13 protein-coding genes are annotated in these 16,843 nt (G+C 45.9%); 4 read left to right on the forward strand and 9 right to left on the reverse strand.

The genetic code is table 11. The features are described 5' to 3' along the window. Nucleotides 1-175 precede the first annotated feature (175 nt). The 8 genes from WG943_RS02730 to dapF form a co-directional block, all read right to left on the reverse strand. Entirely contained in the window at nt 176-700 is a 525-nt protein-coding gene (locus tag WG943_RS02730) for an Hsp20/alpha crystallin family protein (RefSeq protein ID WP_340406639.1), read from the reverse strand. Between the two features lie 154 nt (nt 701-854). Then, nucleotides 855-1,649 (reverse strand): DUF2490 domain-containing protein, encoded by a 795-nt coding sequence (locus WG943_RS02735; protein WP_340406640.1) that lies wholly within the window; start codon nt 1,647-1,649, stop codon nt 855-857. Nucleotides 1,650-1,666: 17 nt separating this feature from the next. Continuing rightward, nucleotides 1,667-2,860: a M20 metallopeptidase family protein gene (locus tag WG943_RS02740; RefSeq protein ID WP_340406641.1), complete on the reverse strand. Its 1,194-nt coding sequence runs from the start codon at nt 2,858-2,860 to the stop codon at nt 1,667-1,669. 150 nt (nt 2,861-3,010) lie between these two features. Beyond that, nucleotides 3,011-3,526, reverse strand: coding sequence for a sporulation protein (locus WG943_RS02745; protein ID WP_340406642.1), 516 nt, complete (start codon nt 3,524-3,526; stop codon nt 3,011-3,013). Beyond that, on the reverse strand, nt 3,516-4,181 hold the full coding sequence (gene deoC, locus WG943_RS02750; RefSeq protein WP_340406643.1) for a deoxyribose-phosphate aldolase: 666 nt from the start codon (nt 4,179-4,181) through the stop codon (nt 3,516-3,518). The genes WG943_RS02745 and deoC overlap by 11 nt, the downstream gene beginning before the upstream one ends. Before the next feature lie 114 nt (nt 4,182-4,295). Then, nucleotides 4,296-7,670 (reverse strand): preprotein translocase subunit SecA, encoded by a 3,375-nt coding sequence (gene secA / locus WG943_RS02755; RefSeq protein WP_340406644.1) that lies wholly within the window; start codon nt 7,668-7,670, stop codon nt 4,296-4,298. 380 nt (nt 7,671-8,050) lie between these two features. Next, the gene (locus WG943_RS02760; protein WP_340406645.1) at nt 8,051-8,566 is read right to left on the reverse strand and encodes a GNAT family N-acetyltransferase; all 516 of its coding nucleotides are present in this window, start codon (nt 8,564-8,566) and stop codon (nt 8,051-8,053) included. A 99-nt stretch (nt 8,567-8,665) separates the two neighbouring features. After that, the gene (gene dapF, locus WG943_RS02765) at nt 8,666-9,439 is read right to left on the reverse strand and encodes a diaminopimelate epimerase (RefSeq protein ID WP_340406646.1); all 774 of its coding nucleotides are present in this window, start codon (nt 9,437-9,439) and stop codon (nt 8,666-8,668) included. Nucleotides 9,440-9,546: 107 nt separating this feature from the next. Between dapF and WG943_RS02770 the strand changes: the two genes are divergently transcribed. The 4 genes from WG943_RS02770 (at nt 9,547) to WG943_RS02785 (ending at nt 14,224) form a co-directional block, all read left to right on the forward strand. Next, a complete protein-coding gene (locus WG943_RS02770; RefSeq protein ID WP_340406647.1) occupies nt 9,547-10,446 on the forward strand; it encodes a class I SAM-dependent methyltransferase in 900 nt (299 codons plus the stop codon). A gap of 570 nt (nt 10,447-11,016) precedes the next feature. After that, complete coding sequence (locus WG943_RS02775; RefSeq protein WP_340406648.1) at nt 11,017-11,760, forward strand: hypothetical protein; 744 nt, start codon at nt 11,017-11,019, stop codon at nt 11,758-11,760. A gap of 238 nt (nt 11,761-11,998) precedes the next feature. Continuing rightward, nucleotides 11,999-13,090 (forward strand): ion channel, encoded by a 1,092-nt coding sequence (locus WG943_RS02780; protein WP_340406649.1) that lies wholly within the window; start codon nt 11,999-12,001, stop codon nt 13,088-13,090. Between the two features lie 192 nt (nt 13,091-13,282). Then, complete coding sequence (locus WG943_RS02785) at nt 13,283-14,224, forward strand: Ppx/GppA phosphatase family protein (protein WP_340406650.1); 942 nt, start codon at nt 13,283-13,285, stop codon at nt 14,222-14,224. A 235-nt stretch (nt 14,225-14,459) separates the two neighbouring features. On the opposite strand, the gene WG943_RS02790 is transcribed toward WG943_RS02785, so the two are convergent. After that, the gene (locus WG943_RS02790; protein ID WP_340406651.1) at nt 14,460-16,832 is read right to left on the reverse strand and encodes a hypothetical protein; all 2,373 of its coding nucleotides are present in this window, start codon (nt 16,830-16,832) and stop codon (nt 14,460-14,462) included. Nucleotides 16,833-16,843 lie beyond the last annotated feature (11 nt).

Raw genomic sequence — 16,843 nt, forward strand, 5'->3', positions numbered from 1 at the left:
TTTTAGTATTGTATATATGCTGTTTTTATAAATATTAAGTTTTACCTATACTTATAGGGTAACGCTATTTTAGTATACGTTAGTATTTAGTATACTGATGATTACTGCAATTACATCTCTTAATTAACAAAAAAGAGGCCAAAATTTCTTGGCCTCTTTTAATATTTTATAAAAATTAAGCTTTCTTCGTTTTTCCGTTTTCTGCGACAGCGCCTGTTTTGGCTTCTGCTACGTTTCCTTCGGAAACTTTCTTTTTACTATCTCCGGATGTGCTAATCTGAATCTGGCGTTTCATTGTTTTTTGCTCATCTTTAGGTACTGTTACTAGCAGCACGCCATCTTCCAATTGCGCAGAAATTTTATCCGGACTTACTTTATCCGGCAAATAGAAGGATCTGCTGAAGGAGCCATACTGGGTTTCCATCATGTGGTAACGGCGCCCTTCCTCCTTCTTCTCCAATTTGCGCTCACCAGTAATAGTTAATCTACCTTCCTGAAAATCAATAGAGATGTCTTCCTTTTTTACCCCTGGCAAGGCTAATTCTATTTCATAGCCTTTTTCGGTTTCGCAGGCATCTACGTGAGGGGTAAAGCCTGCAAAATTCTTTGAGTTTACAGATTCGTTAAAGAACCTGTCTAACATCGAGCTGAACGTATTTGGCATACTTTCCTGCATGCCATTATATCTGTTAAGTGCCATAGCTGTATACCTTTTAATGTTTTAGAAATTTATGTACAGCAATAACATAGTAAAAACTATACCAATTGAATTATCCAGCTAATCCACGAAAAAATGTCATATCTTTTTCAAAAAAATCTTTAACATACTGTAACGTTGACAGTTAAGCAAAAACCTAATAAGTAATACTGGCAGTTTCTGCGGCTCTGTTTATGTTATATTTTATCTCCAAACCAAATACTGGTGATATGCGGTTACGTTTTGTTGTAAAACCATCTTGTACAAGCTGCCCCTGCTCATCGTACTCTGGCGGCACCATTACGTAATAGTAATCGGTTTGCCGCATAAAGTACGGGTTAAGGCGTAGCTTCTCTGTAAGCTCATAGTTTATACTTAAGCGAAGGCGGGTGCGGTCTATGGTTCTTTCCTGTGCAGAGCTGTTGCTTTCTTTTCCAAGGTCAGAGGTCACCATTGCCTCATAGCTTATACTTGGCGTAATAAATTTGTTTTTTAGCGGCAGCCTCTTCCCCAGTTCTGCCGAACCTCTAAAGCGTCCGTAAGTCCCCCTTGCTTCTTGGTCTACATACTCAGCCAAAAACTGTTTGTTAAAGTATAAACTGCCCAGTTTACCATTATGCCGCAAAAGCAAACCATAAAACATCATCTTCGGGAAATCTTCGGCTGCGTAGCGAAGTATAGCTCCACCACGCCAATGATCAGTAAATGTATGCTCGTAGCCTAAGCTTAGCTCCACCCGCTCAACGTTGCTCAGGATGCCAGAACTTTTTAAGTCATTGTAGTTGCCGTCGGTGTTAATGCGGTACTGGTTCCGGAAGAACAGCAGCCCTTCCTCGCCCACACCATAGCTTACCTGCAACTCGGGCCAGACTGCAGTTGGGGCTGTAACTTTACTTTGCGCCTGCGCTAGCAATGGGAGCAACAACAAAAGTATAAAGTATGGCTTTCTCATGTATGTTGTTTTGGTAATTATACTTCTTTCAGTTCTTGTAAGGCGATGTAGGCCATCAAACCTATACTTGTCTCTACGGCTGCCTCGTCAATATCGAAAGTGGGGGTATGTACTCCTGCTGTTATGTCCCTTGCTTCGTTGCGGGTACCAAGGCGATAAAAGCAAGCTGGTACTTCCTGAGAGTAATAGGCAAAGTCTTCTGCTCCCATCCATAGATCCAGGTCTACCACATTGTCGTCTCCTAAATAGTCTACTGCAGCTGCACGTGCTATAGCTGTTAATTCAGGATCATTTTTTAAGTATGGATAGCCGTTCTTGATATCAATGTCGCAGCTGCCGCCCATACTTTCGCAAAGACCTTCGGCTAGTTTCTTAATTTTCTGGTGTGCCTCTCTACGCCACGCCTCGTTCATGGTTCTAAAGGTGCCTTCTACCTTTACCTCATTCGGGATAACATTGGTAGCGCCCTTAGCCTCTATCTTACCAAAAGATAGCACCGACGGTACTTTAGGGCTAGCATGGCGGCTCACGATCTGCTGCAGCGCCACAATTAAATGAGCTGATATCAACACAGGATCGATGTTCATTTCAGGCAACGCGGCATGGCCGCCTTTTCCTTTTACGGTGATGTAAATTTCGTCGGCGCTGGCCATGTACATACCGGATTTAAAACCAACTTTACCAGCAGGCAGCATCGGGAACACGTGCTGCCCCACAATACCAGTTGGTGCAGGGTTTTGCAGCACACCTTCTTTTATCATGATAGAGGCGCCACCCGGAAACTTCTCCTCTCCCGGCTGAAACACTAATTTAATTGTTCCCTCAAACTCATCGCGTAGCTCTTGAAGTATACGTGCAGCCCCAAGCAGTGAGGCAGTATGTACATCGTGGCCACAGGCATGCATCACGCCTTCGTTTTTTGATTTATACTCCACCTCATTTGCTTCCACTATGGGTAAAGCATCTAAGTCGGCACGCAGGGCAATGGTTTTTTTCTCTGGGTTCTTTCCCTTTATTAAAGCTACTAAACCCGTAGTTGCCATACTTTCTGCAGTTATTCCATACTGCTCCAGTACCTGCTTTACATAGGCGGCTGTGTTGTGCTCCTCGAAGCTAAGTTCTGGGTTAGCGTGGATATGGCGGCGCACCTGCACGGTATCTTGTGCATATGCTTGGGCTAGTTGTTTTATTTTATCTACTATCTGAGTCATCTGCTGATTATTTCTACAAAGGTAGCATCTATCTGCTTTATCCGCTTCTGTTTGGCTATACACTAAAGTATAACTGCTTAAACAATAAAGCGCTGCAACCGAACCTGACTGCAACGCTTTATTTATACTTTAGAAGTACAAGCTGCTATTCTAATAGCTCTTATCGATGTTGATTTGGTCCTGTACGATCTGTGCGTTTGGCACTAGGTCTGAGATACGGTTTAGCACTTGCTGCGCCTCTACGCGGTTAAAGAAATCGCCTACCTTAAGCCTAAAGTTTGGTTGCTGGTATGTGAGGTAATCTTTTACATCCGGTACTCTAGAGATAATGGCTTTGCGCAAGCTCATCACATCTTGGCGTTGGGAGCCATTGTAGGCTAAAATTCGATAGCCCTGCGCATACTTTATGTTTTTGTTTACGCTGGCCACAGTATCCATTAGCACCGCCACCTTATCGTTTACATGGTTGGTAGGTTCTACCCGTGCTGTTGCTGTCGCTTCAGGGGTTTCATACTTTGGTCTGTACTGGCTTAGGTCCTCAGCAACTTTTTCTTTGCCCGGAAAGCGGCCTGTATCTGTTGTGCTTTTACCCGACGACGATGCGCATGCTGTTGAAAAAAGGATCAACACCGACAGGATAAGGTTAAGAATTACTCTATTGTTCATGTGTAACTATTTGTATGCTGGCCGAACAGCCAAGTCTGTCGGCTCCTGCTTTAATTAGGGCATCTGCGTCTTCATACGTGCGTATACCTCCGGCAGCCTTTATTTTCATGGATTTTGGCAACACACGGCGCATCAGCTTTATATCTTCTACGGTAGCGCCACGCGAGGCAAAGCCTGTAGAGGTCTTAACGAAGTCTACACCGGCATTCGCACATAACTCGCAAGCTTTTATTATTTCCTCCTCCGAGAGTAAAGCTGTTTCAATAATTACCTTCAGCTCTGCTTCTTTTAAATGACAAAACTTTGCCAAGTCGCTCAGTTCGTTCTCCACCTCCTCATACTTACCGGATTTGAAAGCAGAGACGTTCATGACCACGTCTATCTCGGTAGCCCCGTCAGCAATAGCCTGGTGTGTTTCCAGAAATTTAACCTTAGGGTGCTGGTAGCCTAACGGAAAACCAACTACCGTAGCTACTTTTACAAGTGAGCCCGGGCCTAACCGCTCTTTTGCCAGTTGCACATAGCAAGGTGCTATGCACACAGCGGCAAAGCCATAGTTGCGGGCTTCATCACAAAGTTGCAACACCTGCTCTGCTGTAGTATCCGGCTTCAGCAGGGTGTGGTCTATGTATGCAGCAAGCTCTTCTCCTGCCATATTTTAGAGATAAAAGATAAAGGACATAAGACAAAAGATCACTCCCGCCTTACATCCTTTATCAGCTTAAATTTATACTTGATGCAGCCTCACATTTATACTTCGAGGCTGCTTTTACTCCCCAATTAATACACAGCGGTTGTGCAGCAGGTCGTCTTCTACGGTTTTATACTTTACGTCCTTTACTACACGGCCATCGGTATACTGTACGCTAACTCTGTCGTTGCGGCCCGCAACTTTTTGCGAGTGCGCCGGCATAATCTTCTCTGGCTCCGGTGCCGGCATAGAAGTATGGCCCGACTGGTCTTCCAGTGATGAGTGTACTTCCTGCTTCTGCTCTTTTAATACAGGAGCCTTAGGAGCCATTGGTGGTTTTACCGGCTGTTGTACCTGCTCAGGTGCCTGTACCGGTATAAACGCGTGGAACAGGAACTGAATTGTCTGCTCGTTTACTTTACCGATCATACGCTTGAACAGCTCAAACGACTCGAACTTGTAAACCAAAAGAGGGTCCTTCTGCTCGTATACCGCATTCTGCACACTCTGCTTCAGGTTGTCCATTTCACGTAGGTGATCAGTCCAGGCCTGGTCAATAGTACCCAGCGTAATGATCTTCTCCATAGAGCGGAACAGTTCCATACCATGCGTTTCGAATGCTTTGGTAAGGTTAGCCACGGCAGCCAGCTGGCGCTTGCCATCTGTAAACGGTACGGCTACGTTCTCAATCATCGGCCCACGATTTGCGTGAATGTCGGCAATGATCGGGTACGCCTGATCAGCTATTTGCTTATTTCTAGACAGGTAATGATTAAGAGCTTCGTTGTATAGGCGCTCCGCCAGTTGGTTAGCCTGTACTGTTTTAAACTCATCCTCTGTAATAGAAGACTCGATACCGAATACACGCAGCACATGCAGCTGGAAGTTTTCGTAGTCGCTGATGTTCTTGTAGCTCACAATCACATCTTCGCTGATATCGTAGATCATGTTCCAGATATCCAGCTCCAGACGCTCTCCATAAAGAGCGTTGCGGCGACGCTTGTACACTACTTCGCGCTGTGCGTTCATCACGTCGTCGTACTCCAGCAAGCGCTTACGCTGACCGAAGTTGTTCTCCTCCACTTTCTTCTGCGCACGCTCAATAGAGTTCGTGATCATCGAGTGCTGGATCACTTCACCTTCTTCCAGACCCATACGGTCCATCAGGCGGGCGATACGGTCTGAGCCAAACAAACGCATCAGGTTATCTTCCAGAGAAACGAAGAACTGCGAAGAACCCGGGTCACCCTGGCGACCGGCACGGCCACGCAGCTGGCGGTCCACACGGCGGGACTCGTGGCGCTCTGTACCGATAATAGCTAGACCACCTGAAGCCTTAGATTCCGGCGCAAGCTTAATATCAGTACCACGACCAGCCATGTTAGTAGCGATGGTAACAGTGCCCGGCTTACCAGCTTCGGCCACAATCTCGGCTTCTTTCTGGTGCATCTTTGCGTTAAGTACCTGGTGCTTGATCTTACGTAGCGTCAGCATACGGCTCAACAGCTCCGATATCTCAACTGAAGTTGTACCTACCAGCACCGGACGACCTGCTTCAGTTAAAGCTACGATCTCGTCGGCAACGGCATTATACTTTTCACGAACAGTTTTGTATACTTTGTCGTGCTCGTCTTTTCTTTGGATTGGACGGTTAGTAGGAATTACTACCACATCCAGTTTATAGATGTCCCAGAACTCACCTGCCTCTGTTTCGGCAGTACCCGTCATACCAGATAATTTGTGGTACATACGGAAGTAGTTCTGCAGCGTAACCGTAGCGTAAGTTTGTGTGGCATCTTCTACCTTCACGTTTTCTTTCGCCTCAATTGCCTGGTGCAAACCATCAGAGTAACGACGGCCTTCCATTACACGGCCTGTCTGCTCATCCACGATCTTCACCTTATGGTCTGGCGTTACGATATACTCTGTATCCTTCTCAAACAAAGTATAAGCCTTCAGCAATTGATTGATGGTATGGATACGCTTCGACTTCTCCTGGAAGTCAGCGATCAATTGCTCTTTTGCATGCAGCTGCTCCTCGTGCGGCAGCTCTTTGTTGTTCTCGATTTCCGCTATCTCTACTCCGATATCCGGCATAATGAAGAAGTTCGGATCTTCGCCCTGACCAGTAATCAGGTCAACGCCTTTCTCCGTCAGTTCTATCTGGTTGTGCTTCTCATCGATGGTGAAGAATAGTGGCTCGTCAGCTTCCGGCATCATGCGGGAGTTATCCTGCAGGTAGTGGTTTTCTACCTTCTGCATAATAGCGCGGTTACCTGTTTCGCTCAGGAACTTGATTAACGGCTTGCTCTTAGGTAAACCACGGTAAGCACGGAACAGCGCTAAACCGCCCTCCTGTGTGTTTCCTTCTTTGATCAGGCGCTTGGCATCTGTCAGGAAGTTCTGTACTACTTTACGCTGCGCCTCCACCAGCATCGCAATGCGTGGCTTTAGCTGGTAGAACTCATGCTCATCACCGCGTGGCACAGGGCCAGAAATGATCAATGGCGTACGGGCATCGTCAATCAATACAGAGTCAACCTCATCCACCATGGCATAGTGGTGCTTGCGCTGTACCAGGTCCTGTGGTTCACGGGCCATGTTGTCGCGCAGGTAATCGAAGCCGAACTCATTGTTAGTACCGTAAGTAATATCTGCTCTGTAAGCTTTGCGGCGGGATTCAGAGTTTGGCTGGTGCTTATCGATACAGTCGATGGTAAGGCCATGGAACTCGAACAACGGCGCCATCCACTCAGAGTCACGGCGGGCAAGGTAGTCGTTTACCGTTACCACATGCACTCCACGACCAGACAATGCGTTCAGGTAAGCCGGCAGCGTTGCTACCAATGTTTTACCCTCACCTGTGGCCATCTCTGCGATCTTACCCTGGTGCAGCACTGTACCACCTATCAGCTGTACGTCGTAGTGCAGCATGTCCCAGGTAATTTCGTTGCCTGCAGCTATCCATCTGTTAGCCCAAACGGCGTTGTCGCCGTCTATCTGTACGTTTGGCTTGCGAGTTGCCAGTTCATGGTCCATATCGGTAGCGGTCACTACCAACTGGCCATTCTCCTTCCAGCGGCGGGCGGTTTCTTTTACAACGGCAAAGCCAACAGGAAGCACTTCTAACAGCACTACCTCCAGGTCCTTGTTACGCTGCTTCTCCAGCTCGTCGATCTCAGCAAAGATATTTTCCTTCTGTACGATGTTCAGCTCCGGCTCATCGGCAATGCGTTTGTGCAGAGCTGCTATCTGATCATCAACGGGCTTCAGGCGCTCGTTAATAATTCCCTTTATATCATAAGTCTTCTGGCGAAGCTGGTCATCCGTCAGACTATTAAGTTTTGCGTACTCTTCGTTTACTTTAGATACGTAAGGCAGTACCTCTTTTATATCTCTGTCGGATTTGGTTCCGAATAGTTTCGCAACGGTTTTACCGAAAAAATCAAACATCTGTGTCTGTTATTCTAAATTGAAATCTTCTGTTTGCAATATCGTCAAAAATAGGGGTTTTTCCGATATATCTAACATCCTGTACTAAAACAATACCATATTATCCTGCAAATAGGTTATCTGCCATATTTACCGATATAGTATAGTTGTTTTACTATTTATACTTTGGAGGCTTAAATCCTTATGCCAGAATCAGGTAAAGCGTGGCATTGTGGCAGGTGAGTTTTCAATTGTTGATTATTGAATGGTTAAATTGTTAGCGGGTTCTACAGATTTATTACCCACACTTGAGAGGCTCGCAGACTTCCCAAATTTCTGAAAGATAAGTTTATGATGTTATGAGGCCACAACAACAATTAAACACTTAAACTATTCAACAGTTAAAACATCTTCTGAAATTCCACTACATCTTCCCAGCCATCGGGGGTGCGTAGCCAATCTTTGCGAATGCCTATACTTTGGAAGCCGGCTTTAGTAAACAGGTTTATACTTTTGAGGTTAGAGGCGGTAACAGAGCAAAAGAGCTGGTGCAGTTGTAGCGTGTGCTGGCAGTAGTTAAGCAGCAATTGTAGTGCATCAGAAGCGTGTCCGTTTTTGCGATGCCCGGGTGCTATGGCAATGCCTACTCCTGCCCTGCGGTGCATCGGGTCAAAATCATATAGGTCAACGGCGCCTACAGCCTCGCTATGAGTGTTGCAGATAACCAGGCGCAGCTGCTTTATAGTATAAATGTCAAGCGCAGCATTTTCGAGGTACTGCTCCAACACAAATTTAGAGTATGGGGTAAGCGTATTGCCCACGTGCCACACTGATACATCATTTTCTAAAGTATAAAGAAACTCCAGGTCTGTTGGCTCGAGGGCACGCAGGTATGTATTTTCTTTTTTCAGGAACACGTTAAGTCAAGTTTATACTTTAGCCAAGCTACAAAAAGAAAATACTTCCGGCAATCTTACCTGCCGGAAGTATTTATGTAAGTCTGGTTTATACTTTGATTACAGTGAAACAGAACCGGTAAATACCTGCTTGGCCGGCCCTATCAAATAAATAGATTTAAAACCTTCGTCAACCTGTTCAAAAGCTACTTCTAAGTTACCTCCCAAGGTTTTTACTTTGATCGGGCTCTGCATGCCCAGCATACCCGCAACCAAAGCTGCCGCTGTTACACCTGTACCACACGATAAAGTCTCATCTTCTACTCCACGCTCATAAGTACGTACAAATACCTCGCTGTCGGAAAGGCGCTGCACAAAGTTAACGTTCGTACCTTCTGCCTTAAAGCGATCGTTGTAGCGAATGGCGCGGCCTTCTTCGTACACATCCAGGTTTTCTACATCATCCACAAAACGAATGTAATGCGGCGAACCGGTGTTTAGAAAGTAATCCTCTCCGATCTGCTCCACTCCTTTTACCTCGTTCATCTTCAGCTGTATCAGGTCGCGCTCTACACTGGCCTGGTGCTCGCCGTCGGCTGCCAGAAAGCAGGCCACATCTTCAATCACACCTAAGGCTCTTGCAAACCGAACGGTGCAGCGTGCGCCGTTACCGCACATTGAACCCAAACGTCCGTCGGCGTTAAAGTACACCATTTCAAAGTCATAGTCTGCGTGGTCCTGCAAAAGTATAAGACCGTCTGCCCCAATACCGATGCGGCGGTCGCAGAGGCGTTTTATGAATGACTCATCGCTTGCCGGGAAAGCAAGTTTACGGTTGTCTACCATCACGAAGTCATTGCCCGTGCCCTGGTACTTGTAAAAGCTAATTGCCATGTATAGGTAACAAATGTAACATCCGGAACGTGCACTTTTAAGGTTAGGCGGATAATGTGTAATTTTACCGCTTAAGTGGGGCACGCCCTGAAATAAACGACAAAGATATGTATTCCTTTCTAACTACAGAAAACTGGGCTGACTATGAGTTGGTTGATTCCGGAAATTTTGAAAAGCTGGAGCGTTTCGGCCAATACTATATAGCACGCCCTGAGCCACAGGCCATCTGGGACAAGCACCTGCCCGAGCAGGAATGGCAGCGCATGGCCAATGCCGTGTTTACCCGCGACAAAGGCAGCCAGGAAAAAGGCCAGTGGAAACTGAAAAAAGGAATGCCCGAACAATGGTTTATCGACTATAAGTATAACGACCTTAAACTTCGCTTCAGATTAGGCTTATCGTCGTTTAAGCATGTGGGTTTGTTTCCGGAGCAGGACAGCAACTGGAAGTTTATTTACGACACCACCCGCAACCTAAAAGCGCCACAGCCAAAGGTGCTGAACATGTTTGCCTACACCGGTGCCGCCACACTTGCCGCCAAAGCCGCCGGTGCCGACGTGACCCATCTCGACTCTATAAAGCAGGTAAACTTCTGGGCCCGCGACAACATGGAAGCCAGCAACCTGGACAATGTGCGCTGGATTGTAGAAGACGCCATGAAGTATGCCCGCCGTGAAGTAAAGCGTGGCAACAAGTATAACGGCATCATCCTGGACCCACCAAGCTACGGCCGCGGCCCGAACGGTGAAAAATGGCAATTAGAAGATGAGCTGAATGAAATGATCAAACTCTGCCGCGAACTACTGGACGGCACCGATTATTTCCTGCTGATAAACCTTTACTCTATGGGCTTCTCGGCGCTGGTACTAGACAACCTGATGCGCGGCACGTTTGGGGACATGGTGAAGCATGAGGAATTGGGTGAGTTATACTTGCTGGATGGCGGTGAGCGTAAATTGCCGTTGGGTACTTTCTTTAGGTTTACTTCTGTGGGGAGGAAGATATAGCAATTATACTATATAGTATATTCGTTAGTCCAGTTACGGTTATCTGTTGATATCGACAAAAAAGCGTATGTTTATTACGTTTATACTATAGTTAGCGGTTATAGGAATTATAGATTCTCTTAAAAGAAAAAATGCTCAAACCATACCTAATTTGGATAGCCAATACTGCATTCTTCCTTTTTCTATTGATTGTAATTTTATACTTAAACACGTTTATCAATAGCTCATTTATTCCTAATGCCTTACAAAGAAGTTTTGAAGTAGAAATGCTTACCAGATGGTTGCTTGCAAGCATAGAAGGGATTCTCCTTATCTTGATGTATACCTATCTGGCTAACAAAAGTAAAGCTGTATTTTTAGTATTGGCGTTTATGTTTTTGTTTGTTAATAGCATCATTTTTTTTGCTATTTACTTTCATGATAAATAGTGCCATAGTTTACTGACTGAGCAGAATTGATAACAGGAAAATGAACTAAGAACTACCCCGCTAACAAGGTTTATACCCTATGCTTCGGCTGACAGCCTCGCAAAAGGTATACACAAGACGTTGTGTTTAATTTAAATATAAAATGATAAGACTTTTAGGCCTTACTATGTTTTTCTGCCTTCTATCTATAGGATTGAAAGCACAAACGGAAAATGAACAGCTCGCCTGGGTAATAGAAGAACTGAAGCTTGATAAAGACAGCGTTCTTCTTGATTTGGCAGCAGTCAAAAGATATCCAGCAAGTGTAGATTTAACAATAGTTTGTATACCTTCCATAGTGGAGTATGCTGACGAAGATTTCTGGACAGCGGATGTTTATGTAGCCTTAGTGAATAAAAGAAGTAAAAAAATCATCTCCCAAAATTTTAAAAGGGGTTTAAGTGCGGATGCCATTTCTCCATCAAAAATTTGGATTGACACTGCACCCTATACTATTTCACCAAACGAAAGGGCTTTTGCCATAAGGATTGAAGCGAAAAACAATTCAAGGGCCGCCTCATTCTCCGGAGAGCAATTCTGGTTGATGTTAGCAAAGGCTGAAAAAGTTGAGCGTCTGCTTCAACTGGATTCTGAAACCTCTATTTCATACGGTGGAGGTGATTGTGAAAGCACTGAAATTCATAAACAAAAAAGCACCTTTGTGCTGTCTGATAAATTAAACGACAAAGGGTATTTTGACCTTGTTGAGAAGATAAACTATCAGCATTTTTTTCTAACTGAGGAGTGTGAGGATGGGAAAAAAGAGACTAAGAATTTCAAGAACACCTTTAAGTATAAAGAAGGTCAGTATTTAGCCGAAGGAAAGAGAGAAAAAGGCTTGGAATAAAACTAATCACAACAACACCTAAACAGTATCTGCGCCACTGTTTAGCCAAGTACGTTCAACTTTAAGAATTTATATATTATAACATAAATAAAAAACCGCCTCGCACTTATCGGCATAGGCACTAATATTCCTGCCTGGATAGCATCACATAGGCCATACACAAACATGAGCCAATATAACTATTAGCTATTAACACCCGTTGTCATTCTCTGACAGCAGGTTAATCAGTTTTAGTTTTATGCGCATCAGACATGCTTTAATTTTTATTCACCTCCTTTTCAGCTTTGCAGCTTCAGTAACTGCCTTTGGCCAAACAGATACTACTGGAGCGCAAATAGGCCGTCAGCTCGTGGTTGGCGTGCACACGCAACCGCCCTACATCATCAAAGGCCAGAACGGAACCTGGGATGGTATCAGCATTCGTTTATGGCGTGATATAGCCGAGGATATAAATCTAGACTATCGCTTTGTAGAGGTAGTCCCTGATTCTGCCAGCAAGGTGTTACTGCAAGGAAAAGCGGACGTATTTCTACTAGGAACTGTAACCGCAGAAGCCGATACACAGGTAGACTTTAGCCACATTTACCACACAGCGCAAGTGGGTGCTGCCTCATCTCAAACAAAGAAGCTTTCTTCCATTGCGAAATCTTTTTTCAGTAAACGCTTCTGGTATATTGCGGCCATGCTGTCGGTGTTGCTGCTCATTGTAGGTACCATTGTTTATTTTGTAGAGCGGCGGCAGAACGAGGATAATTTCGGGGGAGACCGTTCCCTGGCAAAGGGTATTGGCGCCGGCTTCTGGTGGGCAGGCGTAACCATGACGACTATAGGCTACGGGGATAAAGCACCTGTTACTTTTTGGGGGCGCGCCATTGCCTTACTCTGGATGTTAGTAGCCATGGCTATTACGGCTGTGCTCACAGCTTCCCTCGTTTCGGCAGTTATGGGTAGTTCAGCAAAAAAAATAACTGTACCACAAGACCTCCGAAACATGAAAGTAGCAGCAGTAACAGGCTCCGGCGCTGCACAGTATATGCAGGAGGAGAGGGTTTCCTTTCAGGAGTTTTCCAATCTAACAGAATCTTTAGAGGCAGCGAATAAGCAGAAACTGGACGTTGTTATACACAGTGTTCCTGCATTGAGGTATACCATTAATAACGACCCGGACCTTGCGCTTCAGGTACAGCCAGTGCAGATCGACCCGACTTATTACGCGTTTGCGCTTGCACCTGGCAGCTCTTTAAGAGAGCCTATTAACCTGGCTTTGCTCCGGGTTATAAAAGACCCCTTGTGGCAACAGGAATTACAACGATTTATACCTGAGAAGTAACAAGATCAAAAAGCTGTGACCCTATGCGGCCTAAGGCAAGTACTTTTACGATGAAACGCATATTTGCAACCACAAGAACTGTAACTTAACTTGTAGCCGATAAAGTCCAGAAGGTTATCGAACAGAGAAACAACCTACCGATCGGCAAAATATAGAACGCTAAATAGTTTAACTTCACACATCACCTCCCTCATGAAAAACCGCCTCGCACTAATCGACATGGGTACCAACACCTTTCACCTGCTTATTACAGAAGTAGGCGAAGATGGTAAACTGCATGACTTTGTAAGAACCAAAGTACCGGTACGCTTGGGTAAAGGCGGCATCAGCAACGGCGCTATTACGCCAGAGGCAGCAGAACGTGCGCTTAACACGCTGAAGGATTTCAGGAGACAGATAGATGAATATGGCGTGGAAACAGTTCGGGCCATGGCAACCAGCATGGTGCGCAACGCGGCCAACGGCGACGACTTTGTAAAAGACATCTACAAGCAAACTGACATACAAGTAGAAGTAATAGACGGAGCCCGCGAAGCAGAACTGATCTACTATGGCGTCCGCTCTGCGGGTGTGCTGGATGAGAACACGGCTCTGATCATGGATATAGGCGGCGGCAGCGTGGAGTTTATACTTTGCAATGCGCAGGAGATATTCTGGAAGCAGAGTTTTGAGGTTGGTGCTCAGCGCCTGATGGATCAGTTCTTTACAGAAGATCCGATTTCCCCTGAAAGTATAGCCGCCGAAAAAACTTACCTGGAAGAAAAGCTGCAACCATTAACTTCTGCCGTAGAAAAGTATAAACCCACCATATTAGTTGGCTCCTCAGGCACCTTCGACACCATTTGCGACATAGACGCCCTCAGTAAAGGCGATATATCCCGCCAGCAAACCCAGCCAGCAGCATCTTATTTAACCCTGGACAATTACTACAGCATACACCAAGACCTGCTCCGCAAAAACCACGAAGAACGCCTGGTTATTCCGGGTATGCTGGAGATGCGTGTAGATATGATCGTGCTGGCAAGTATAGTAGTAGATTTCGTGCTGCAAAAGTATAACCTGCAGGAGATTCGGGTATCGGCTTATGCTTTAAAAGAAGGTGTACTGCAGCAGGCGCTGGAGAGTATGGAATAGCCTGGTCCAACCACCCCTGCCCCCCAATGCCGTCAACTTAAGAAAAAGCTTTCATTTCGAACACCGTGAGAAATCTATCTGGAATTATTGCAGAAGGAATTCTAAAAAGATCTCTCCTTTCGTCGAGATGACAAAAAAACTTAAGTTGACGGCATTGGGGGCCAAGGGTGGTTGGACCAGGCACTGCAGAAAAAAGCGCCCTCCCCTGTTTTTAGGGGAGGGCTGGGGTGAAGTTCTACCTAAGCTTACCCAATCTCTTCACCTCTTTCTCATAAGCCTTTCGCAGCTTCTTCAGGTCTTTGCGGTTTTGGCTGTGCTGTGCAGCTAAAACTTTTGTCTCCTGCCAGGTTGAGTTGCCAGCATCTTTTACAGCAAGTTGCTTACCCAATTGTTCCTCTACTTTCTTGGTTTTGCGCTTGGCATAGCCCCTATCCAGCAAAGAGGTAAGTAACTGCACCGCTACCTGCTCCTCCTGAATACTGGCAAGGTAACCAACTACATGCGCTGTAAAATCCTGTTTACTATTATCCTTTGCAAAGTTAAAGAGCGAAGCATGGTTCAGGCCATACTTACCTACGCTGTTGTCTACATAATAGCTTCTGGCTTTCTCATACATAGCAACAGCATCGGTATAACGTTTAGCAGAAACATGACGGTTTACATCTTCCAGTATGCGTTGGTATGTGGCTGCGGCCAGAATCTCAGTACGGCCATCTTTTGCTGTAAAGGTAGCTACGTTACAATCTGCCATTCCCTCAGCAGCTTTAATGGCAGCCATAAAAGCCTGGTCGGCGGCAACATACTTCCTTTGGCTGATCAGGTCTCTGGCGTTCTGGTAATGCTTGTCGTAGGCAGCCTGTGTGTTAACGCACTCTTGTGTAAAGATGCGCTCACGCAGCAGGTTATACTTGCTCAGCACTTCCGTATCATTTTTCAAACCATAACGGTCCTGCATGGCGGTTGCTGCAGAAGCTGTTGCTCTGGCATTACTCAACCTGTTTTGCATGGCCTGTTCGTAGCCTTCCGTTAGTTTAGCCAAAAGTATAGGCTTGGCTGCTTTCTGGGCCAGTCCACCTAATTCCTGCACAGGCTTAAAAGTATAGCGGGTCTCCAGCTCCAGCGCACCCTCAAACTCACGTAAAGCTGCATCATAGTTTTGCTGGCTCAGGTAGCGCTTACCTAAATCGATGTGTTGCAGGTAATACTGAAATTTTACCTGGCCCATTAGCTCAGTTGCTTCCTGCTCACGGCTAAGCGCAAAATCGTAATCCTGCTGAAAGGCCAAGGCCTCACCTGCCACACGCTCCGCCTCTCTTAAGTCGTTTCTGTCGAGCAGGCGCTTGCCGTTATCAACCAAACCACGATAAACACCTAAGGCTGCTCTGCCCTCACCCTCGGCCAAGGCTGTTGTATTGCAGCGCAAACCACGAATGGTGCTGCACAACTCACGGGCCTCTGCAAAAGAAGCCAAAGCATTGTGGTAATCGCCACGTGTGGTTAAGGTATTGCCGTTGTTAATGATAACACCGTAAATTTCATACATCAGATCCAGGGCAATGGCTTCAGTTTCGCGGTCTACACGCATGCTGGTTAGCACGTCGCGGGTGCGGCTGCTTGCTTCACGTATGTAACCGTTCATAAAGTCAAGGCGGGCCAGTTCTACGTGTGCAGGTGCAAAGCGTGGGTTCGCCTCTACAGACTTAACAAAATATACATGTGCGCCGGCTCGGTTGCCGCGCTGCATTAAAGCCAGGCCACGGTTAAAGAATTGCTGGTCTAAAGTAGCCAACGTATGGTTAACGGCACGGCGGCGATCCTGCAGCGTTTCATGCAACTGTGCCAGTTTATAGTTGAGACGCTGCGGGTCATTCTTCTCCAAATTCAGCTTCTCAGAAAGCTGGCTTCTCAGGTTTGCATGCAGCACTTCCATATCTTTCAGGTTGCGGTCCTGCAGGTCAATGCGGTCTACATCATCCGGACGAATATGCGCCACCTCTTGCAAAGCGCGTTGTATTTTAGCCTCGGCAGCAAAGTATTCCTTAACCAGATCAATCCGTTCTTTTAAGCGATTTTCGGTTACAGAAGTATAAATTACCTGCTTCTCCTCTATTTTCAGTTTATAGCTTTGGTTAGCCGCTGTGTCTGGAATTGTTACCTCCAGCATTTTCTGGTTGTGGTCATATAAGCTTAAACGCTGGTCAAAAGCCTTAACTTTTTTATTGTTGCCATCCAGCAACCATACTTTATACTTTAGCTCTTCAGGTTTAAGCACATCAGCCAGGTCAAAGCCTTTATTACTCACATCACCCGTTACGGTAGTGCTTTTTAGGTTGATCTGCAGCAACAGCTGATCGCCGGTGTCGGTAATGCGGGCATGCTGCTCCAGGCGAACCGCAAACTCTGGCTTGCGGCCTGGGCGGCCACCACCTTGTGCTGTTACCTGTGCATTATCAAGTATAGTAATGATGTTGTTGAGTGAGGCTTGGTTGCTGTTGCCATACTTCATCAGGTAAGTATCAGACGTGTTTTCCTCAAAAACGATTTTGGTTTGCGCCTGCACCGTAAACACAGCCAGCAGCAGCGATAAAAGAAGTAGAGCTTGTCTCATATGTGTAATCA

It is taken from the genome of Pontibacter sp. H249 (assembly GCF_037892465.1).
Lineage (GTDB): Bacteria > Bacteroidota > Bacteroidia > Cytophagales > Hymenobacteraceae > Pontibacter.

Excerpts from the sequence above, each read along its gene's own strand:
- WG943_RS02730 (WP_340406639.1), bottom strand. The coding sequence starts at position 700 with ATGGCACTTAACAGATATAATGGCATGCAGGAAAGTATGCCAAATACG.
- WG943_RS02735 (WP_340406640.1), bottom strand. The coding sequence starts at position 1,649 with ATGAGAAAGCCATACTTTATACTTTTGTTGTTGCTCCCATTGCTAGCG.
- WG943_RS02740 (WP_340406641.1), bottom strand. The coding sequence starts at position 2,860 with ATGACTCAGATAGTAGATAAAATAAAACAACTAGCCCAAGCATATGCA.
- WG943_RS02745 (WP_340406642.1), bottom strand. The coding sequence starts at position 3,526 with ATGAACAATAGAGTAATTCTTAACCTTATCCTGTCGGTGTTGATCCTT.
- deoC (WP_340406643.1), bottom strand. The coding sequence starts at position 4,181 with ATGGCAGGAGAAGAGCTTGCTGCATACATAGACCACACCCTGCTGAAG.
- secA (WP_340406644.1), bottom strand. The coding sequence starts at position 7,670 with ATGTTTGATTTTTTCGGTAAAACCGTTGCGAAACTATTCGGAACCAAA.
- dapF (WP_340406646.1), bottom strand. The coding sequence starts at position 9,439 with ATGGCAATTAGCTTTTACAAGTACCAGGGCACGGGCAATGACTTCGTG.
- WG943_RS02770 (WP_340406647.1), top strand. The coding sequence starts at position 9,547 with ATGTATTCCTTTCTAACTACAGAAAACTGGGCTGACTATGAGTTGGTT.
- WG943_RS02775 (WP_340406648.1), top strand. The coding sequence starts at position 11,017 with ATGATAAGACTTTTAGGCCTTACTATGTTTTTCTGCCTTCTATCTATA.
- WG943_RS02780 (WP_340406649.1), top strand. The coding sequence starts at position 11,999 with ATGCGCATCAGACATGCTTTAATTTTTATTCACCTCCTTTTCAGCTTT.
- WG943_RS02785 (WP_340406650.1), top strand. The coding sequence starts at position 13,283 with ATGAAAAACCGCCTCGCACTAATCGACATGGGTACCAACACCTTTCAC.
- WG943_RS02790 (WP_340406651.1), bottom strand. The coding sequence starts at position 16,832 with ATGAGACAAGCTCTACTTCTTTTATCGCTGCTGCTGGCTGTGTTTACG.